At 36.5% G+C, this 18313-nt stretch carries 19 protein-coding genes; 12 read left to right on the top strand and 7 right to left on the bottom strand.

Features of this window, described 5'->3' with window-relative positions; translation table 11 throughout:
- Positions 1 to 222 precede the first annotated feature (222 nt).
- Genes OEV98_RS04360 through mnhG form a run of 7 tightly spaced genes read left to right on the top strand, consistent with a single transcriptional unit; the run spans position 223 to position 5973 of the window.
- The gene (locus OEV98_RS04360) at positions 223 to 2625 is read left to right on the top strand and encodes a Na+/H+ antiporter subunit A (RefSeq protein WP_263071991.1); all 2403 of its coding nucleotides are present in this window, start codon (positions 223 to 225) and stop codon (positions 2623 to 2625) included.
- Positions 2622 to 3044 (top strand): Na(+)/H(+) antiporter subunit B, encoded by a 423-nt coding sequence (locus tag OEV98_RS04355; protein WP_263071990.1) that lies wholly within the window; start codon positions 2622 to 2624, stop codon positions 3042 to 3044. The genes OEV98_RS04360 and OEV98_RS04355 overlap by 4 nt, the downstream gene beginning before the upstream one ends.
- Positions 3044 to 3385 (top strand): Na(+)/H(+) antiporter subunit C, encoded by a 342-nt coding sequence (locus tag OEV98_RS04350; protein WP_263071988.1) that lies wholly within the window; start codon positions 3044 to 3046, stop codon positions 3383 to 3385. Before OEV98_RS04355 ends, OEV98_RS04350 begins: the two co-directional genes overlap by 1 nt.
- Positions 3378 to 4862, top strand: a complete 1485-nt coding sequence (locus OEV98_RS04345) for a Na+/H+ antiporter subunit D (protein WP_263071987.1) — start codon at positions 3378 to 3380, stop codon at positions 4860 to 4862. The genes OEV98_RS04350 and OEV98_RS04345 overlap by 8 nt, the downstream gene beginning before the upstream one ends.
- Before the next feature lie 4 nt (positions 4863 to 4866).
- Positions 4867 to 5349 carry a Na+/H+ antiporter subunit E gene (locus OEV98_RS04340; RefSeq protein WP_263071986.1) on the top strand — a complete coding sequence of 161 codons (483 nt, stop codon included), beginning with the start codon at positions 4867 to 4869 and terminating at the stop codon, positions 5347 to 5349.
- Positions 5349 to 5633 (top strand): Na(+)/H(+) antiporter subunit F1, encoded by a 285-nt coding sequence (locus tag OEV98_RS04335; protein WP_263071985.1) that lies wholly within the window; start codon positions 5349 to 5351, stop codon positions 5631 to 5633. Before OEV98_RS04340 ends, OEV98_RS04335 begins: the two co-directional genes overlap by 1 nt.
- Positions 5617 to 5973 (top strand): monovalent cation/H(+) antiporter subunit G, encoded by a 357-nt coding sequence (mnhG, locus tag OEV98_RS04330; RefSeq protein WP_263071984.1) that lies wholly within the window; start codon positions 5617 to 5619, stop codon positions 5971 to 5973. Before OEV98_RS04335 ends, mnhG begins: the two co-directional genes overlap by 17 nt.
- A 104-nt stretch (positions 5974 to 6077) precedes the next feature.
- Here the strand turns inward: mnhG and OEV98_RS04325 are convergent, their stop codons facing one another.
- The 4 genes from OEV98_RS04325 to asnB all read right to left on the bottom strand — a co-directional run bounded on the left by OEV98_RS04325 (position 6078) and on the right by asnB (position 10469).
- On the bottom strand, positions 6078 to 6464 hold the full coding sequence (locus OEV98_RS04325) for a hotdog fold thioesterase (protein ID WP_263071983.1): 387 nt from the start codon (positions 6462 to 6464) through the stop codon (positions 6078 to 6080).
- Between the two features lie 142 nt (positions 6465 to 6606).
- Positions 6607 to 7803, bottom strand: coding sequence for an MFS transporter (locus OEV98_RS04320; protein WP_263072702.1), 1197 nt, complete (start codon positions 7801 to 7803; stop codon positions 6607 to 6609).
- A 274-nt stretch (positions 7804 to 8077) separates the two neighbouring features.
- On the bottom strand, positions 8078 to 8461 hold the full coding sequence (locus tag OEV98_RS04315) for a kinase-associated lipoprotein B (protein ID WP_263071981.1): 384 nt from the start codon (positions 8459 to 8461) through the stop codon (positions 8078 to 8080).
- 160 nt (positions 8462 to 8621) lie between these two features.
- Positions 8622 to 10469, bottom strand: coding sequence for an asparagine synthase (glutamine-hydrolyzing) (gene asnB, locus OEV98_RS04310; RefSeq protein ID WP_263071980.1), 1848 nt, complete (start codon positions 10467 to 10469; stop codon positions 8622 to 8624).
- A gap of 364 nt (positions 10470 to 10833) precedes the next feature.
- Between asnB and OEV98_RS04305 the strand changes: the two genes are divergently transcribed.
- Together OEV98_RS04305 and OEV98_RS04300 are read left to right on the top strand one after the other, a co-directional pair.
- Positions 10834 to 11433 carry a peptidylprolyl isomerase gene (locus OEV98_RS04305; RefSeq protein ID WP_263071979.1) on the top strand — a complete coding sequence of 200 codons (600 nt, stop codon included), beginning with the start codon at positions 10834 to 10836 and terminating at the stop codon, positions 11431 to 11433.
- Between the two features lie 166 nt (positions 11434 to 11599).
- On the top strand, positions 11600 to 11818 hold the full coding sequence (locus tag OEV98_RS04300; protein ID WP_263071978.1) for a hypothetical protein: 219 nt from the start codon (positions 11600 to 11602) through the stop codon (positions 11816 to 11818).
- An 84-nt stretch (positions 11819 to 11902) separates the two neighbouring features.
- Here OEV98_RS04300 and OEV98_RS04295 read toward each other — a convergent pair whose 3' ends face one another.
- Together OEV98_RS04295 and OEV98_RS04290 are read right to left on the bottom strand one after the other, a co-directional pair.
- Positions 11903 to 13069: a MalY/PatB family protein gene (locus OEV98_RS04295; protein ID WP_263071977.1), complete on the bottom strand. Its 1167-nt coding sequence runs from the start codon at positions 13067 to 13069 to the stop codon at positions 11903 to 11905.
- A 58-nt stretch (positions 13070 to 13127) separates the two neighbouring features.
- Positions 13128 to 14003: an alpha/beta fold hydrolase gene (locus tag OEV98_RS04290; protein ID WP_263071976.1), complete on the bottom strand. Its 876-nt coding sequence runs from the start codon at positions 14001 to 14003 to the stop codon at positions 13128 to 13130.
- Positions 14004 to 14518: 515 nt separating this feature from the next.
- Here OEV98_RS04290 and yugI point away from each other — a divergent pair.
- Positions 14519 to 14917, top strand: coding sequence for a S1 domain-containing post-transcriptional regulator GSP13 (gene yugI / locus OEV98_RS04285; RefSeq protein ID WP_263071975.1), 399 nt, complete (start codon positions 14519 to 14521; stop codon positions 14915 to 14917).
- 138 nt (positions 14918 to 15055) lie between these two features.
- Positions 15056 to 16243 (top strand): ornithine--oxo-acid transaminase, encoded by a 1188-nt coding sequence (locus OEV98_RS04280; RefSeq protein WP_263071974.1) that lies wholly within the window; start codon positions 15056 to 15058, stop codon positions 16241 to 16243.
- 116 nt (positions 16244 to 16359) lie between these two features.
- Here the strand turns inward: OEV98_RS04280 and OEV98_RS04275 are convergent, their stop codons facing one another.
- On the bottom strand, positions 16360 to 16587 hold the full coding sequence (locus OEV98_RS04275) for a DUF378 domain-containing protein (protein WP_263071973.1): 228 nt from the start codon (positions 16585 to 16587) through the stop codon (positions 16360 to 16362).
- Between the two features lie 553 nt (positions 16588 to 17140).
- On the opposite strand from OEV98_RS04275, the gene OEV98_RS04270 reads away from it, so the two are divergent.
- On the top strand, positions 17141 to 18304 hold the full coding sequence (locus OEV98_RS04270; RefSeq protein WP_263071972.1) for an iron-containing alcohol dehydrogenase: 1164 nt from the start codon (positions 17141 to 17143) through the stop codon (positions 18302 to 18304).
- Positions 18305 to 18313: the final 9 nt, after the last annotated feature.

The raw sequence follows: 18313 nt of genomic DNA, 5'->3' as shown, positions 1-18313 counted from the left end.
ATACGGTATAATGAACCTATACGGGGTAAATGATTGTTTATTTCGAAATTTCTTATGGATTATTCAAATTTCCTTGTATTGATTAAGTAGGCAATCATCTTATACATCTCTTTGTTAAAATCCGCTAAAAGCTTCTGATTCTTCGCTTGAAATTATGGGTTTTTTCTATCATTCTGGAACACAATACATATGAGGGAAATCAAATAATAAGGAGGGTAAATTTTGTCTCTGCTACATATTGCGATTTTATCGCCATTTATTTTTGCTATTTTCATCCCGTTTTTTTACAAAGGATTTAAAAGTATCCATACGGGATGGTTTACACTTATTCTTCCAATCGTACTATTTCTTTATTTTCTTCAATTTTTACCAAAGGTTGGCGGTGGCTCCTCGGTTATTGAGACCATTTCCTGGATTCCTTCTTTAAATATTGATTTTACGGTAAAAGTAGATGGTTTAAGTCTTCTATTTGCTTTATTAATTACCGGTATAGGATCACTCGTTACTTTATATTCCATTTATTACTTATCGAAGGAAAAAGAGCAATTAAACACCTTTTATGTGTATTTATTATTGTTCATGGGTGCAATGCTAGGGGTTGTACTCTCAGATAACTTAATTGTGCTTTATACATTTTGGGAATTTACTAGTTTCTCTTCTTTCTTCTTAATCGGGTATTGGTTTGATCGTGAGAAGTCACGATATGGCGCACAAAAATCAATGCTAATAACTGTATTTGGCGGGTTATCCTTACTTGGCGGAATTATTTTACTTTACATTATGACAGGGACTTTCCGTATTTCGGAAATGCTTGCTAATGTCGATGCCATAGTGAATCATGCACTGTTTATTCCGGCAATGATTTTTATTTTACTAGGTGCATTTACGAAATCTGCGCAGTTTCCATTTCATATTTGGTTACCGGATGCAATGGAGGCACCAACACCGGTAAGTGCTTATTTACATTCTGCAACAATGGTAAAAGCAGGGATCTATTTAGTAGCACGTGTCAGTCCAATTTTTGCTTTGGATCAAAGTGGGCTATGGATTTGGCTAGTTGGCGGTATAGGGATCATTACGCTATTCTGGGGTTCCTTTAATGCGATAAAGCAAACGGATTTAAAGGCAATATTGGCGTTCTCAACAATTAGTCAGCTAGGTTTAATTATGAGTTTATTAGGTGTTGGTGCAGCTGCACTTCATTATGATTATTTAGATGATAATATCTTCATGGTTGCTATTATCGCAGCAGTGTTTCATTTAATAAACCATGCAACATTTAAAGGTAGCTTGTTTATGGTTGTTGGTATAATTGATCATGAAACAGGGACAAGGGATATACGTCGTTTAGGTGGTTTAATGCAGATTATGCCGATAACCTTTACGATTGCCTTTATCGGAGCTTTTTCTATGGCAGGAATACCACCATTTAATGGTTTTCTAAGTAAAGAGATGTTCTTTACTGGAATGGTTAGAGTTTTACAAATGGATATTTTCCACTTAGAAACATTAGGATTTCTTTTCCCGTTAATTGCATGGGTCGCAAGTGTATTTACCTTTGTTTATAGCATGATTGTTGTGTGGAAAACATTTGCAGGGAAATATCAACCAGATAAATTGAGCAAGAAGGCGCATGAGGCACCACTAGGTATGTTGATTTCGCCAGTAATATTAGTATCTCTTGTTATTATATTTGGGCTATTTCCAAATTTATTATCAGATACTATTATTGCTCCGGCAGCACAATCCATTATGCCACAGTTTATTTTTGATGATATTCATATTTCTCATTGGCATGGCTGGAAATCACCAGAACTATATATGACTATTGGAGTTATTGTAATTGGGGCTTTATTATATCTTACAGCCGCAAAATGGAAGCGGGTATACAGATTATTCCCTGAGAAGTTAACCTTTAATAAGTTGTATGATGCATTGCTTCCATCATTAGAAACAGGTTCTAACTTATTTATTCGTTCGCATATGACTGGTTTTCTCCGTTCCTACTTAGCGTATATCTTTATCTTTTTCATTGGAATTTTAGGGTATACGATTTGGAGCAAGGATGCTTTTACAATAAACAGAGCGAATACTGCAGAAATTGGTATTTATGAAATTGTTTTAGCACTATTAATTGTGATTGGTTGTGTCACCATCATTTTCGCAAAATCTCGACTTACCTCGATTATCGCATTAGGCGCTGTAGGGTATACTGTTTCGTTATTCTTTGTTATTTTCCGGGCACCGGATTTAGCATTGACACAGCTCGTAATTGAAACTATTTCTGTTGCATTATTTTTATTGGCATTCTATCATTTACCGAAAAAATTCCGACATGAAGAATCCCGTCGCTTTAAGCTAAACAATGCCTTAATATCTATCGCTGTAGGTGTCATTGTGGCGTTAATTGCGATTTCCTCATACAGCACAAAATTATTTGATTCGATTTCCAAATATTATGTGGAACATACTTATGATCCGGCTGGTGGGGAAAATATGGTAAACGTCATATTAGTGGATTTCCGTGGATTTGATACATTATTTGAAATCTCGGTATTATCAATTGCAGGTTTAGGAATATATGGGTTGATTAAATTAAGAATGACAAGGAGGAAAGAGGGATGAAGTCATCTGACGTAATATTACAAACAACATCCAAAATCGTTTTCTTTGTCATCCTGCTGTTTGCAATCCACCTTTTCTTTGAAGGTCATTATCGACCTGGTGGAGGATTTGTTGGTGGTCTCGTCACAGCTGGAGCAATTGTGTTATTTTTATTAGCCTTTGACATAAAAACGGTAAGCATTTTACTCCCATTTGATTACAAATGGGTTACAGCAATAGGGTTATTAATCTCGATTCTAACCGCTGCAGGCTCGATCGTATTTAATGTTCCGTTTTTTACACATACGTATGATCATTTTCATTTACCGTTAATTGGAGAGACCTCGCTTCATACAGCAGCATTATTTGATTTAGGCGTTTATTTGGTCGTGGTTGGAGTTACGATGACCATTATTCAAACAATAGGGGAGAGTGAATAATGGAAATATTAATGGCAATTATTATCGGAATTTTATTTGCAAGTGCAACCTACTTATTTTTATCAAAAAGCATTTTACGAATAATTGTTGCGTCAGGGTTATTAAGTCATGGCGCACATCTACTGATTCTTACGATGGGTGGGCTGAAACAAGGAGCAGTTCCCCTTGTTAATAAGGAAGGTATCCCGGTTACTGATCCACTTCCACAAGCATTAATCTTAACGGCAATCGTGATTAGCTTTGGAGTTACCGCATTATTTTTAGTACTAGCCTATCGGGCATACCAGGAGCTAGGAACAGATAATATGGACCAATTGAGAGGAACAGAAGGAAATGATTAATTTAATTGTATTACCCATTTTAATACCACTTCTGACAGCAGTACTTTTAATATTTTTTGCAAGTAAGGTAAAAACCCAGCGATGGATTTCCGCTATTTCTGCTCTGTTAAATATAGGTGTTGCTTTTTCGGTTGTACGCAAAGTATTCGTTGATGGAATTCAGATATTAAATGTTGGGAGCTGGGTAGCACCATTTGGGATAACATTAGTATCCGATATGCTATCAGCGTTGCTTGTTTTAACAACTACTATCATAGGATTTGCTGTCATTCTTTACTCTTTTTCTTCTATTGGCAAGGAAAGAGAGAAGTATTACTACTATGCCCTTGTCCAATTTTTACTTGTAGGGGTCATTGGGGCATTTACAACAGGAGATATTTTTAACCTTTTTGTATTTTTTGAAGTAATGCTTATGGCATCTTATGTCCTGTTAGTTATTGGTGGGACAAAAATACAGCTTCGGGAATCATTGAAATATTTAACGGTTAATGTCATCTCTTCTGCGCTGTTTGTTATTTCCGTAGCATATCTGTATTCAGTTGTAGGGACATTAAATATGGCACAAATATCAGAGCGGATTGGCTCACTTGAAGAGATGCCGGGTATTCTTACGGTCATTGCTGTCTTATTTTTAATTGTTTTCGGTATGAAAGGTGCAATCTTCCCACTTTATTTCTGGTTACCTGGCTCTTACTTTGCACCACCGATTCCAGTGATGGCTTTATTTGGTGCATTACTAACAAAGGTTGGGGTTTATTCGATTATTCGGACCTTCACTTTGTTTTTCTTCCAGGATAAAGACTATACGTATGAGCTATTGATGATACTTGCTATTATTACTGTAGTTGTTGGTGTCATAGGTTCGATTGCGTATTGGAATATCAAAAAAATAATCATATACAATATTATTACGGCAATTGGAGTTATATTGTATGGTGTGTCAGTAGCAACCACAACGTCTTTTACGGGCTCTATTTTATATTTAATTCATGACATGTTAATTAAGGCAGCATTGTTCTTATTAATCGGTGTTATGATAAAAATTACAGGGACGAGCAATTTACGACAATTTAGTGGGCTAATAAAGCATTACCCGGGTCTTGCTTGGACATTTTTCATTGCTGCCATTTCTTTAGCAGGAATTCCGCCATTTAGTGGCTTTGTTGGGAAATTATTAGTCATTCAAGGTGGATTTACTGCAGAGGAGTATATTGGAGCAACCATCATCTTATTGTCCAGCTTATTGGTTTTATACTCTGTAATGAAAATTTTTATTCATGGTTTTTGGGGCGTGCCAAAGGAATATGCGAAGAAAGAAAGTATTTCTTATCGAGCACTCCTATTTCCAATTGTATTAATCATTACGATTTCTGTCCTTTATGGAATTGGTTCTGATTATGTCTATTCCTATGTTTCACAAGCTGTACAAACACTGGTGAATCCAGAGCTTTATATCGAAGCGGTATTAAAGGAGTAATGATATGGCTTTTCAAATACTATTAAACTTATTTATTGCCTTTGTTTGGATGTTTTTAAAGGTAAGCTATGATCCTGGAACATTTATTATTGGTTATTTAATGGGGCTTGGGATGCTATTTGTTGTCCGACGCTATTTCCGATCTCGCTTTTATCTTGGAAAAGTATGGGCAGCTATTTATTTAGTTCTTCTGTTTTTTAAAGAGCTAATATTATCGAATATTAATGTTTTAAAAATTGTATTACAGCCAAAATTAGATTTTCAACCAGGAATTTTCGAGTACAAAACAATTTTAACGAAGGATTGGGAAATTACCTTATTATCTAATTTAATTACGTTAACGCCAGGTACATTAGTAGTGGATGTTTTAGAAAATGAAAAAGAGAAAATTTTATATATCCATGCGATTCATGTTCCTGATGCACATGAAGCTATTGATGGGATTAAAAATACGTTTGAAAAAGCAATTATGGAGGTGAGTCGTTAATGTTTGATACGATATTGTACGTTGTTATGGCTGTTCTTTCTATTTCAATGGTAGGATTCTTGTATCGGCTCATTAAAGGACCAACCGTTCCTGATCGGGTAGTTGCTTTAGATGCAATTGGAGTGATTTTAATTAGTATGATTGCGGTATTTTCGATGATTATGCGAACGAGTGCTTTTTTAGATGTTATTTTACTCCTTGGAATTTTATCCTTTATTGGAACGGCATCCTTCTCTAAGTTTTTAGCAAAGGGGGTTATTTTCGATCGTGACAGAAACCATTAAAATTATTTCCATTGCATTAATTCTCATTGGCGCATTTTTTAGCTTAGTTGCAAGTATAGGAGTAGTAAGACTTCCGGATGTATACACAAGAAATCATGCGGCATCGAAAAGTGCGACATTAGGCGTAATTTCCATCCTGCTGGGGACATTTCTCTTTTTCTATGTAGAGGGCCATCAAAATACAAGGCTTATTTTAGCGATAGTCTTTCTATTAATGACCTCTCCTGTAGGTGGTCATATGATTAATCGTGCGGCATATTACACGGGAGTAAAGCTTTGGGATAAAAGCGCACGTGATGATTTAAAAGGAAAAGTCAAAATAAAAGATACCTTGCTTTGAGGAAACGTTACCGTTTCTAAAATCCAAATAAAGTAAAACACCTCTGAAAGGATTAGTGCATTCATGCGGTCCTTTAGGGGTGTCTTTTTAGTTCCTTTATGATATTACACTTCTCTTTTCGGTACAACGGCAATCGTACATCTGGAAACAGAAATTAGTTTATTTTCCTCATCTTTAATTTTTACTTCCCAAACTTGGGTAGTTCGGCCATGATGAAGTACGTTTCCTTCTGCCGTTACAATGCCTTCCCGTTTCGATCGTATGTGATTTGCATTTATTTCTAGACCAAAACAAATCTCCTTTTCTTTATTAATTATTTCGTAAGCACCAAGACTTGCGACTGTTTCCGCAAGTGCAACAGAAGCACCACCATGGAGGAAGCCAAATGGTTGTCTTGTTCGTTCATCCACAGGCATCGTCGCCTGTACATATCCTTTATCTAATTGTTGGATAGTAATCCCTAATGTATCTAATAAGTTTTGTGTACCCAATGTTTCTTCATCTCCTTCTTTTCTTCCATCCTAGAATTCTATATATTTATTCGCTAATATGGGTGGAATATCCTTCCAAATAAAAAACTACTAGCATAAATGCTAGTAGTTATATTGTACATCCATCATGTAGAGTTTCCGATTATTTTGCAATATGTCCAAGATGGGAATGTCGAACTGTTTGCGAATCTTTGCGAGCACTCCACCAAAGGAGAAGAAAGGCGGAAAATAAAATAGCGCTTGTGACAAAAAACACAGAGGATATTCCAATAAATCCGGAAATTGTTCCACCTAATGCAGGTCCAATGACATTTCCTAGAAAACGGAAGCTAACATTATAGCCCTGCACTTCTCCTTGAATAGAAATTGGCGCGGCCTGTCGAATATAGGCAGTCATACAAGGAATAATACCCCCGGCTGCCATTCCGAAAAGAAATCGTAAAATAACTAATTGCCAAAGTGAGGTGACAAATCCTTGTGGGATGAAAATTAATGCTCCACCAATTAAAAGCATCATTATAACTTTCTCATGGCCAATCCGATCACCAAGCTTACCCCAGTTGCGCGTGCACAATAAATTTCCGAACCCAGTGGCAGAAAATGCTAACCCTGCTAAGAAGGCGACATTTTCTGTGTTTGTTAATTCATTAACATACATGGCTAATAAAGGTTGGATAGAAAAATTGGCGACCTGGACGAGTAAGGATATGATCATGATTGTTAGTAGCACACGTTTATGGAAAATAAAAGAAAGCACTTCTTTTCTATTAAACTGCTTTTCTTGCGCCTCTTTTTTATCTTGTTTTATTTCTTTTACGCCGAAATAAACAAATAAAGTTGCGATGAAAATAGCAATAGAAGTATAGATGAATGTGTATTGAAATCCAAATGTATCAGCAAGTAACCCACCAATAATCGGACCAAATAGACTACCTGTAACATTCCCTGTTTGTAATGTCCCAAGTACTTGGCCAGCCTTCTTCTTTGGTGTTTGTGCTGATATTAAGGCAAGTGATGTTGGGATGAAACCAGTAACTGCCCCCATTAAAAAGCGGAGAATAAATAATTCAATAACGGAATCCATAAAGCCCATTAAGAAAATACAAATGGATATTCCGGAACCGGTAATTAATAAAATTGGTTTGTAGCCATATTTATCACCAACTCGCCCCCATATTGGAGAAAATAAAAAAGCAGTGATAAATGTGACGCCAAATACGAAACCTGCCCACTGTTGTACGTACTCATGACTATAGGTTCCCATCGTTTCAATATAGAGAGAAAGAAACGGCATAATCATCGTGGTACTTGAGGCTACTAAAAAGTTAGCAACCCACATAATCAGCAAGTTCCTCTTTTCCACTTTGATTGTAATCACCTTCTTCTAATTATTTCGTTTTCCTAAACATTATAACGCAATAGGTAGTGAAATAAAAGACCTTCGGGTTACGAAATAAGAGTCTTCCGAAATAATTTTCGAATAATGAATGGAGGATATTCCAATCAATGGTGGCAGAGGGGAAAAGTGGCAAAAGGAAGATGGTGGAAGCAAATTGTGCGTAAATTTTTTTAGAAGAAAAAAGGGCTCCTATTGGGGCCCTTCTGTCCTATTCCTATAGATTGTATTCCTTTACTAAGGAACGCATACATTGTAAACTCTGGCTTGCAAAAGGAGAATCATCAGACTCCAATGCTTCAATCATTTGGTTCACCGCTGCTTGTAACGATGCTTGATATTCGGGAATTTCTCCTTCAAAAGGTTTTACCATCGTTTTCGGTACATTAGTTTGCTCCCGATATGCTAATGCTTTTCTTTCATGGAAAAAAGGCACCTCCACTTGTTTCGGGTGGTGCAGGTCACCTTGCATAGGATGCTTTACAACAGCTAGTATTTTCACTAAATAATGAGTGTCCTTATCTGCTGTAACTTCCCCAATATAAGTACCAGTTTTATTATGTGCTCGAACAATCGAACCAATCGGAATACTCTCTTTCATAACAATCCCTCCTATCCTACCCTTCATTATTAAGCATTTGTGGGAAAATTTCAAAATGAAAGACTGGGAGACAGAATGATTGCCATCCGAGAAAACTTTATCCCTGTAAAAACTAAATCCAGTCCAGTATGAAACTGGACTGGACAATAAGCTATTGGTTTTATTCGACTACATTAATATTATAGTCCGTAAACCAAACATGGATTTGTGCCAAATGGGCAAGAAGTTGTGGACCGGTCATTAATTGACCAAACCAAGGTGCTTTGAAGCCCTCGCCACCTGTTTCCACAATTTCTTGAAGCATTTGCTTATTGAAGAATTCGTGTAGTGGAGAGCTTTTATCCTGTAATAGGCTCTCTAACCAAACTGTTACTGCTTTTGTATATGCAGGATGATGGGTTTTAGGATATGGACTCTTTTTCCGATATAGCACATCATGTGGTAAAATTCCTTCTAATGCTCGACGTAATATCCCCTTTTCTTGATTTCCGACAGTTTTCATCTCCCATGGTATATTCCAGACGTATTCTACGAGACGATGATCTGCGAACGGTACGCGAACTTCTAAGCTTGCCCCCATACTCATCCGGTCCTTACGATCTAATAATGTCGTCATAAACCAAATCATATTTAAATAGAATAATTGACGGCGTTCGCTTTCTTCCTTCGATTCTCCTTCAAGAAGCGGGGTTTCTTTAACTGTTTCTTCATAACGACTTTGAATATATTCGTTTAAATTTAATTTGCTCCTCCAACGATCAGCTAATAATTCATTCCTAGCATCTAGGGAGCGCATCCAAGGAAAACTGCTAGAGGAAAGCTCATGCTTGCGATGGAACCATGGATACCCACCGAAAATTTCATCTGCACACTCTCCAGATAAGCTTACGACAAAATCCTTCTTAATTTCTTTACAGAACCATAAAAGGGAGGAATCAATATCTGCCATTCCTGGTACGTCGCGAACATGTACTGCCTCTGTTAAATAGTGAATGAGTTCTTCATTTGTTATGATGGATGAATGATGAACGGTATTAAATGTTTTTGACATAAGATCGATATAGGTTTTATCGGAATTTGGCTGAAATTCATTGGATTTGAAATAAGTATCGTTATCTTCATAATCTATGGAATACGTATGAAGTCGACCTTTTCCTTCCGCTTCAAAATGCTTTGCAGCGATGGCAGAAATTGCACTAGAGTCAACACCACCTGATAAAAAGGTACAAACTGGAACATCGGAAACAAGCTGTCTAACAATTGCATCTTGAACGAGATCACGAACCTTCTCGGTTGTTTCATTCAATGTATCTGTATGCTCCATGCTTTTTACTTGCCAATAACGCCATACGTTTAGACCATCCTTTGAAAAGGTAAGTGCATGTGCAGGACGAAGCTCTGCAATATTTTTAAAAACACCGTGGCCAGGAGTACGAGATGGTCCTAACGCAAATACTTCTGCTAATCCATCAAGGCCAATTTCTGGTTTTACTTCTGGATGTGCAAGCAATGCTTTTATTTCAGACCCAAAAATGATACCGTTATTTAATTTACTATAAAAAAGTGGCTTTACCCCAAGCCGATCTCTAGCAATAAATAGTTTCTCGTTGTCATCATCCCACACCGCAAAGGCAAAAATACCGTTCAGATGCTTTAAGCAGTCCTCTTTCCATTCGATATAAGAACGTAACAATACTTCCGTATCGGAATGTCCTTGGAATGTATGCCCACGCTTTAATAGCTCTTTACGAATGTCTTCTGTATTATATAGCTCACCGTTATAAACCATCGTATACGATTTATCATTCATTTTTCTGGTCATTGGTTGTCTTCCGCCAGAAGGATCAACAACTACCAGACGTTTATGACCAAATGCCATATGGTTTTTCACATAAACATTTGAATCATCGGGACCCCTTTTTGACAATGTATTTGTCATCGCATTTAATGTATCAATTTCCGATAGTAAATTCCGACGAAAATCGACCCATCCAGTAATTCCACACATATAATGAAACATCCTTTCATTTAAGATTGTTAATTAGCTAACAAAGAGGGCTATCCGAAATAGTATCGATAAAGGTTTTTCACTTCGTTCCATTTATGCTCTATCAATAAGATTGGTAATTCAGCCCAAATCACTCATCAGGAAATCTATGTGGCTAATGAAAAAAGAACAAAACTACTGTGTATTAGCCCACTCGATAAAACATCATATGCAATAATAATGGAAATGTTCATAAACACATGCTAGAAGTTGCAATAGGGACATGAATGCTTTAATATCTAAGAGGAAATCAAGCCGAAGATTATCGAATACAAAGCGCTATCAAAGTCGGCATTATTTTTTTATAGAAAAAGGAGCGAATATTATGAGTGAAAATGTATATCCACAACTTGTTGCAACAGTTCAGGAAAATGAAATATTAGCTGAAATGAAAACAAATCATGGTTCCATTAAAATTAAATTATTTCCAGAATATGCACCGAAAACAGTAGAAAATTTTGTAGAGCATGCAAAAGCAGGTTACTATGAAGGAATCATTTTCCATCGAGTAATTAAGGACTTTATGATTCAAGGCGGAGACCCAACAGGAACTGGTATGGGTGGAGAAAGTATTTATGGAGGTTCTTTTGAAGATGAATTCTCACCACAATTATTTAATTTCCGTGGTGCATTAAGTATGGCAAATGCCGGACCAAATACAAATGGTAGCCAATTCTTCATTGTACAAAACAAAGATTTCAATCCTTCCTTTAAGGATCAATTAGTTAAAGCTGGATACCCTGCAGAAATTGTTGATTATTATGTAGAAAATGGTGGAACACCGTGGTTAGATTTCCGTCATACAGTATTTGGCCAAGTGGTGGAAGGGTTAGAAGTAGTTGACGCGATTGCAAATGTTGCAACAGGTCCACAAGATAAACCAAAAGAAGATGTTGTAATTGAAAAAATTATCATTACAGAATAACCATTATCACAGCTTTTGTTTATAAGAGAAAGATAGGTTTCGTTCGATTTCTTAATCAATCTTCTGACAAAATACGTAAAAATAAACGTAGATAATTTTTGGAAATGTAAAAAAATACTTGCTATAATTAGGGTAATTAGTTATCCATATAGAAAGGACGTTTCCAATGGATTTTTTTATTTTAGGTATGCTCTACCTTTATTTTCCTGAAGATAAATCAGAGTATATACCAGCTGCGATAAGCTTTTTTCTTTTTCTGATTGCTTGTATCGTAACGTTTCTTTGGATTGTGAAATACTCCAAGAAGGAAGAGTTGAAAACAAAAGAATTAGAGGAGAAAATAAAACTTCAAAATTCGAAGCGGCAAGATGAAGTATTTAAATAAAAAAGATTGCTTTACTAGTTTTGCTTAAATGATATACTCGCATAACAACACCAGGTAGAAAAAATCTACCTGGTGTTTTTCTATTTATGAAAGGGCGTGCTTGAATCTGCGTAACCCTTCTTCTAATGTAGGTCGTGGACAGCCGATGTTCATTCGGACGAATCCATCTCCACCGAAACCGTATTTTATTCCAGATTCTAGTGCAAGTTTCCCTTTGTTAATCAATTTGTCCATTAGCTCCTCATGGGATAAGCCAATTGCTCGACAATTAATCCAAAGTAAGTAAGTACCTTCGGTTGGTATTAATTGAACCAGTGGTAGTTCGTTTTCTATAAATTTTTGAGCATATGAAATATTTTCTTTCAAATATGGTAATAACTCGTCCAACCATTGTTCGCCGCCTGAATATGCAGCTTCTAGCGCTAGGCTACCAAAAATATTAATGCCGTGGAAGCCAATTTTCCCTTGGACATTTTGTACTTTTGTGCGAATTTCTTCGTTCGGGATAATCATGATGGATGCTTGAAGACCAGGGATATTAAACGTTTTACTCGGTGCAATACAAGTGATGGTTATTTCTTCAAATGCTTTACTTAAGGAAGCAATAGGAACATGGATGTTAGGCTTATGAATAATATCTGCGTGAATTTCATCGGAAACAATATGTACATTGTACTTTTTACAAAGCTCGCCAATTTTCAATAATTCTTCTCTTCGCCAAACCCTACCGACAGGATTATGGGGGTTACAAAGGATAAATAATTTGACGCCTGATTGGAGTTTTTCTTCAAAATCAGCAAAATCAATTTCATACGCTCCATCACGGAGTACGAGTGGATTATTGACGATTTTTCGATTATTATTTTCAATCATTTGGAAGAACGGAGGGTACACAGGTGATTGAACTAATACTTGATCTCCTTCTTCGGTTAATGCTTGAATTGAAAACGCAATGGCCGTTACTACCCCAGAGCTTGGTAATAACCACTCTTCTGTAATGGACCAATGATAACGTTTTAGTACCCAATTTTTTACCGTGAGTGGAACATTTTCTGGAGGTATTCCATAGCCAAAAACACCATGCTCGGCACGTTTGATAAGGGAATTCTTGATTACTAAAGGTGAAGCAAAATCCATATCTGCGACCCACATAGGAAGTAGGTCCTCGCTACCAAAAACATTTTTCAATCCATCCCATTTTACGGAATTTGTATTTAGGCGATTAATTTGATCATGAAAGATAGTGGTCATTTCATTACCCTCCTGTCCAATAATAGATTTATTTTACCATATGTGACAGGTTGGGTAATTAAAAATCTGTATCAATAAATCTTTTTATATAGCTGGCAGTTTCCTTTGGTTTTTCCTCTGGGATAAGGTGACTCGTTCTTTTCATAATAACTAGTTCTGAGTTTGGTAAGTCGTTATGTAACCTTTTACCAACAGAGAGGGGAACAATTTTGTCACTGTCGCCCCAAATTAATAGGCAAGGTACGCGAATGTTTTGTAATACTTCGCTAGGTAAATCTCCTTCCCGATCACGAAGCAATTTCGTTAATCCGCGAAATATTTCATCGTTTTCAATAAATGGCTGTAAGTAGCCATGGACCATTTCCTCTGTGATTTGTGAAGGATCATAAACTACTTGTGCTAAATTGCCTTCGACGCCGCCAGAACGGGCAAGCTTTCGTTTAATGAGTAAATGGAAGAATGGCAAATAGCTACAAGCGATAGCGATTTGTTTTGCTTTCCGTAAATAGCCTGAACTAGCAAGGAGAATTGCTTTTTCAAATTTTTTTGGTTGTTGATGAATCATGTTTAAACAAATTTGTCCACCTAAGGAATGTCCAGCCAAAATGACGGATCGTAATTGAAGTTTATCGACGAGTTCAATAATTGTTGCTGCTAAATTTTTATAGGAATAACAATAATCCATTGTCTTTCCACTTTTTCCAAACGGTGGCAGGTCAACGGAAAGGATCTGATAATCTTTATTAAGAAGCGGAATTAACGAGCGAAAACTGAAGGTAGATGAAAGAAAACCATGAATACATAAAATGGTTTTTGTCGCAGAAGGGTGTGGGTAATGCTCAAAATAAACATCAATCCCATTAACCATTATCGATTGTCCGATGGTTTTTTTATTAACTAGTAGCTGTTGCGTGCGTGTCTCGGTGATTTTCATTGTTTACTCTCCTAGTTATCAGTTCAATAATCATGTTGATGGTAATAAATATTGCCTAAAATGAAAAAAAGGACAAACAATTGGTTGCGTTTGTCCACTTCAAAAAGGGGGGAATACTAGAAAGCCTTGTATTTTCATTATGTTCATCTTTACCGGTTTTATACACTGTTGTAAAAAAATCTTTTATAAAAAATTGGAAATTAAGAATTGCCCCTATGCTTCCGTTTTCGCTTTGCGTATACTGGGAGTAAGAAAATATAATGAAAGCTTTCGATAGGATAGTAATCTCGTGGATGAAAGATACGTAAAACCAAAATGAAAATAGTGGATAAGACGTAAAGCCATGTATAAATAAAAAGCATGGATATTACGGCTAATAAAATGGTAAATTGTAAATTAATTACAGAAAATTATCATTATTTCATTACTTTTTTTGATAAGATTCCATGCGTATGTTATAATATTTTAATGCTAAATAAAAAACGAAAATATATATAATTTTTAGGAGTGTTTTCATGAATGATCACGTGGAAGTCGGGAGCATTATTAAAGGAAAGGTGACTGGTATTCAACCATACGGCGCATTTATTTCGTTAGATGACGACAAGCAAGGACTAGTTCATATTTCAGAAATTACGAACGGATACGTAAAAAATATTAATGATTTTATTAAGGTCGGTGAAGAGGTTTCCGTTAAAGTTTTAGCCATTGATGAGGCTGATGGAAAAATTAGCTTGTCTATTAAAGCTGTGGAAGAGCTTGAAAGAGAAAAACAATTGCGATTAAAACGAGAAATTAATAAATCGAAGCTGGAGCATTTATCAGATGCTTCTAATCAAGGGTTCAATACATTAAAAGCAAAATTAACGGAATGGATTGAGCAATCGAAAAACGAAACGTTGATTGAAAAATAAAGAGACTCGCCTAATGGCGAGTTTTTTTGTTTTTCCTACAGTTTCATTAGAGATTGCTTTCATCAAATGATTTCCTCATGTACAATAAAAATATAGAAAGTTTGCAATAGTATGTTACGGAAAAAGGGGAGAGCATGTATGACAGAAACGAAACAAGTAATCGAGCAGACAGAAAAATACGGGGCGAATAATTATCATCCACTGCCAATCGTTGTGACGAGGGCAGAAGGCATTTGGGTGTATGATCCAGAAGGCAATCGTTACATGGATATGTTAAGCGCATACTCTGCAGTCAATCAAGGGCATCGTCATCCAAAAATTATCCAAGCGTTAAAGGATCAGGCCGATAAGGTGACCCTTACTTCTCGTGCGTTTCACAATGATCAATTAGGACCATGGTATGAAAAAGTCGCAAACTTAACAGGTAAAGATATGGTTTTACCGATGAATACTGGTGCAGAAGCGGTAGAAACCGCATTAAAAGCTGCAAGAAGATGGGCATATGATGTAAAAGGGGTAGCTGACAACCAAGCAGAAATAATTGCTTGTGTAGGAAATTTTCACGGGCGAACAATGGGGGCTGTATCTTTATCTTCCGATGCGGAGTATAAACGTGGATTTGGACCATTACTTCCAGGAATCCGATTAATTCCTTACGGAGATATAGAAGCTTTAAAAAATGCAATTACACCTAATACTGCAGCATTTCTTGTCGAGCCAATTCAAGGAGAAGCGGGAATCATTATCCCACCAGATGGCTACTTGAAAGAAGCATCAGTCGTTTGTAAAGAACAAAATGTTTTGTTCATTGCAGATGAAATTCAATCTGGCTTAGGTCGGAGTGGAAAATTATTTGCATGCGATTGGGAAGCGGTCGTCCCAGATGTATATATTTTAGGAAAGGCACTTGGTGGCGGTGTATTTCCAATTTCCTGTGTTGTAGCTAATGCCGATGTATTAGGAGTGTTTAATCCAGGCTCCCATGGCTCTACTTTTGGTGGAAATCCTTTAGCGTGCAGTGTATCAATGGCTGCATTGGATGTATTGATAGAGGAAGACTTAGCTAACCGTTCGTTCCAATTAGGTCAATATTTTATGGATAAACTTTTTACTATCCAATCTCCAAAAATAAAAGAAATTCGTGGCCGAGGCTTATTCGTTGGAGTTGAGTTAACAGAACCAGCTAGAGACTATTGTGAAAAATTAAAAGAGCTTGGTTTACTTTGTAAAGAAACTCATGAAAATGTTATTCGCTTTGCCCCTCCGTTAATTATTACAGAGGCAGAGCTTGATTGGGCATTTGAAAGGATAGCAACTATTTTTTAAATGAACGAATGATTCACAAGATAGGGGATAATAAACGACAGACAATAAAAACCTGAAGAATTTTTTCGCTTCTTCAGGTTTTTAGTTTTTTAGCTCTTTTACTTCAAAGCATACTTCTATGTTCTAGAGGTTTTTGGGGAGGTACGGGCAACTTCTGCGCTTGGCTTGAATAGTAGACCAAGATTGATAAGACCTGCTACGCCTACAATTCCATAAATAATTCGAGCAATTGCCGAGTTGCCGAACAATGCTGCTACTAAATTGAAATCAAAAAAACCAATTAACCCCCAGTTGATTGCTCCAATTATTGTTAATAAAAGAGCAATTCTTTGTACACCACTCATACTATTGCCTCCTTTAATAAGAAGGCTGTTTTCGTATAGATTGTAGATTAAAAATCGCAGATTGAATACACTCTGTGCATCCATACGGGCGAGCGGTCAGGCTAGCTACGGCTGACTCGCTACTAGCAAATTTCGCAAATCCTTCGTACAATAAGTCAACATCGACTCGCTAGCGTCTTGTTTTCTTTCTCTCCTACGGATTGGCTAAAGCTTGTACGTAGCTAAACAGCCGCCTCCGCTTTTCAATGAGCCTCTTTGTAGCTGCTACGCTCCTGCAGGGGTTCCCTGTTCTCGCTTTTCCGCGTGAGTCTTCATATATTCATTCTGCTCAGCGTTAATAAACCTATCTCATGAAATACAACAATCCTTTAGAAAACAGCCAACAAGAAAATTAATTCAGTAATAGAATGAGGATATATTTGTTATTCTATACAAAGTGGGAATTAAATTTTTGAAATAAGATTACGGAATTTAAATATGTGTTATAGTATGAAATAGTTTTCACATACTGGGATAAAATGGTATCATAATACTATTAAGGAGGGTGAATGTTGTGCAAAATTTTACATTTTATAATCCGACAAAATTAATTTTTGGTAAAGGTCAAATCGAGCAATTACAAACGGAAATACCGAAATATGGAAAGAAAGTGCTGCTTGTTTATGGTGGAGGAAGTATTAAAAAAAGCGGACTCTATGACCAAGTAATTGAACATTTTAACAAACTTCAAGTGGAGTATTTTGAACTATCTGGTGTAGAACCTAATCCAAGAATTTCAACCGTTCGTAAAGGTGTTGATATTTGTAAGCAAGAAGGTATTGAATTAATTCTTGCGGTTGGTGGGGGCAGTGTTATAGATTGCACAAAAGCAATTGCTGCTGGAGCAAAATATGATGGAGATCCATGGGATATTGTAATTAAAAAAGTTTTCCCTACGGACGCACTTCCATTTGGCACTATTTTAACGTTAGCTGCTACTGGTTCAGAGATGAACTCGGGGTCGGTTATAACAAACTGGGAAACGAACGAAAAATATGGTTGGGGATCACCACTTGTCTTTCCGCAGTTTTCTATATTAGATCCAGTAAACACATATACTGTACCTAAAAACCAAACCATTTATGGAATAGTCGATATGATGTCACATGTATTTGAACATTATTTCCATTTAGAATCAAATACTCCATTACAAGATCGTTTATGCGAATCGATTTTACAAACGGTAATGGAAGTAGCACCAAAACTTGTTAATGATTTAGAAAACTATGAATATCGTGAAACCATTTTATACTGCGGAACAATGGCATTAAATGGCATGGTACAAATGGGCTTCCGTGGAGATTGGGCAACGCATAATATTGAACATGCAGTTTCCGCTGTTTACGATATTCCACACGGTGGCGGTTTAGCAATTCTATTCCCTAATTGGATGAAGCATAATCTATCTGTAAATCCTGCACGCTTTAAACAACTAGCAGTTCGTGTCTTTGGCGTTGATCCAACAGGTAAAACAGATGAAGAGGCTGGTTTAGAGGGAATTGAAAAAATCCGTGCGTTTTGGAATAGCATTGGTGCACCAAGTCGCCTAGCAGATTATAATATCGACGATAGCAAGCTAGATGTTTTAGTGGACCGTGCAATGAAGAATGGTGAATTCGGTAACTTCAAAAAATTAAATGCGGAAGATGTAAGAGCAATATATATCGCATCCCTATAAAATTGTTAA

The sequence above is a fragment of the Perspicuibacillus lycopersici genome, assembly GCF_025660475.1.
GTDB lineage: Bacteria > Bacillota > Bacilli > Bacillales > Caldibacillaceae > Perspicuibacillus > Perspicuibacillus lycopersici.
Note: the sequence above shows the minus strand (reverse complement) of the source record. Positions and strands in the feature narration are given on the sequence as shown.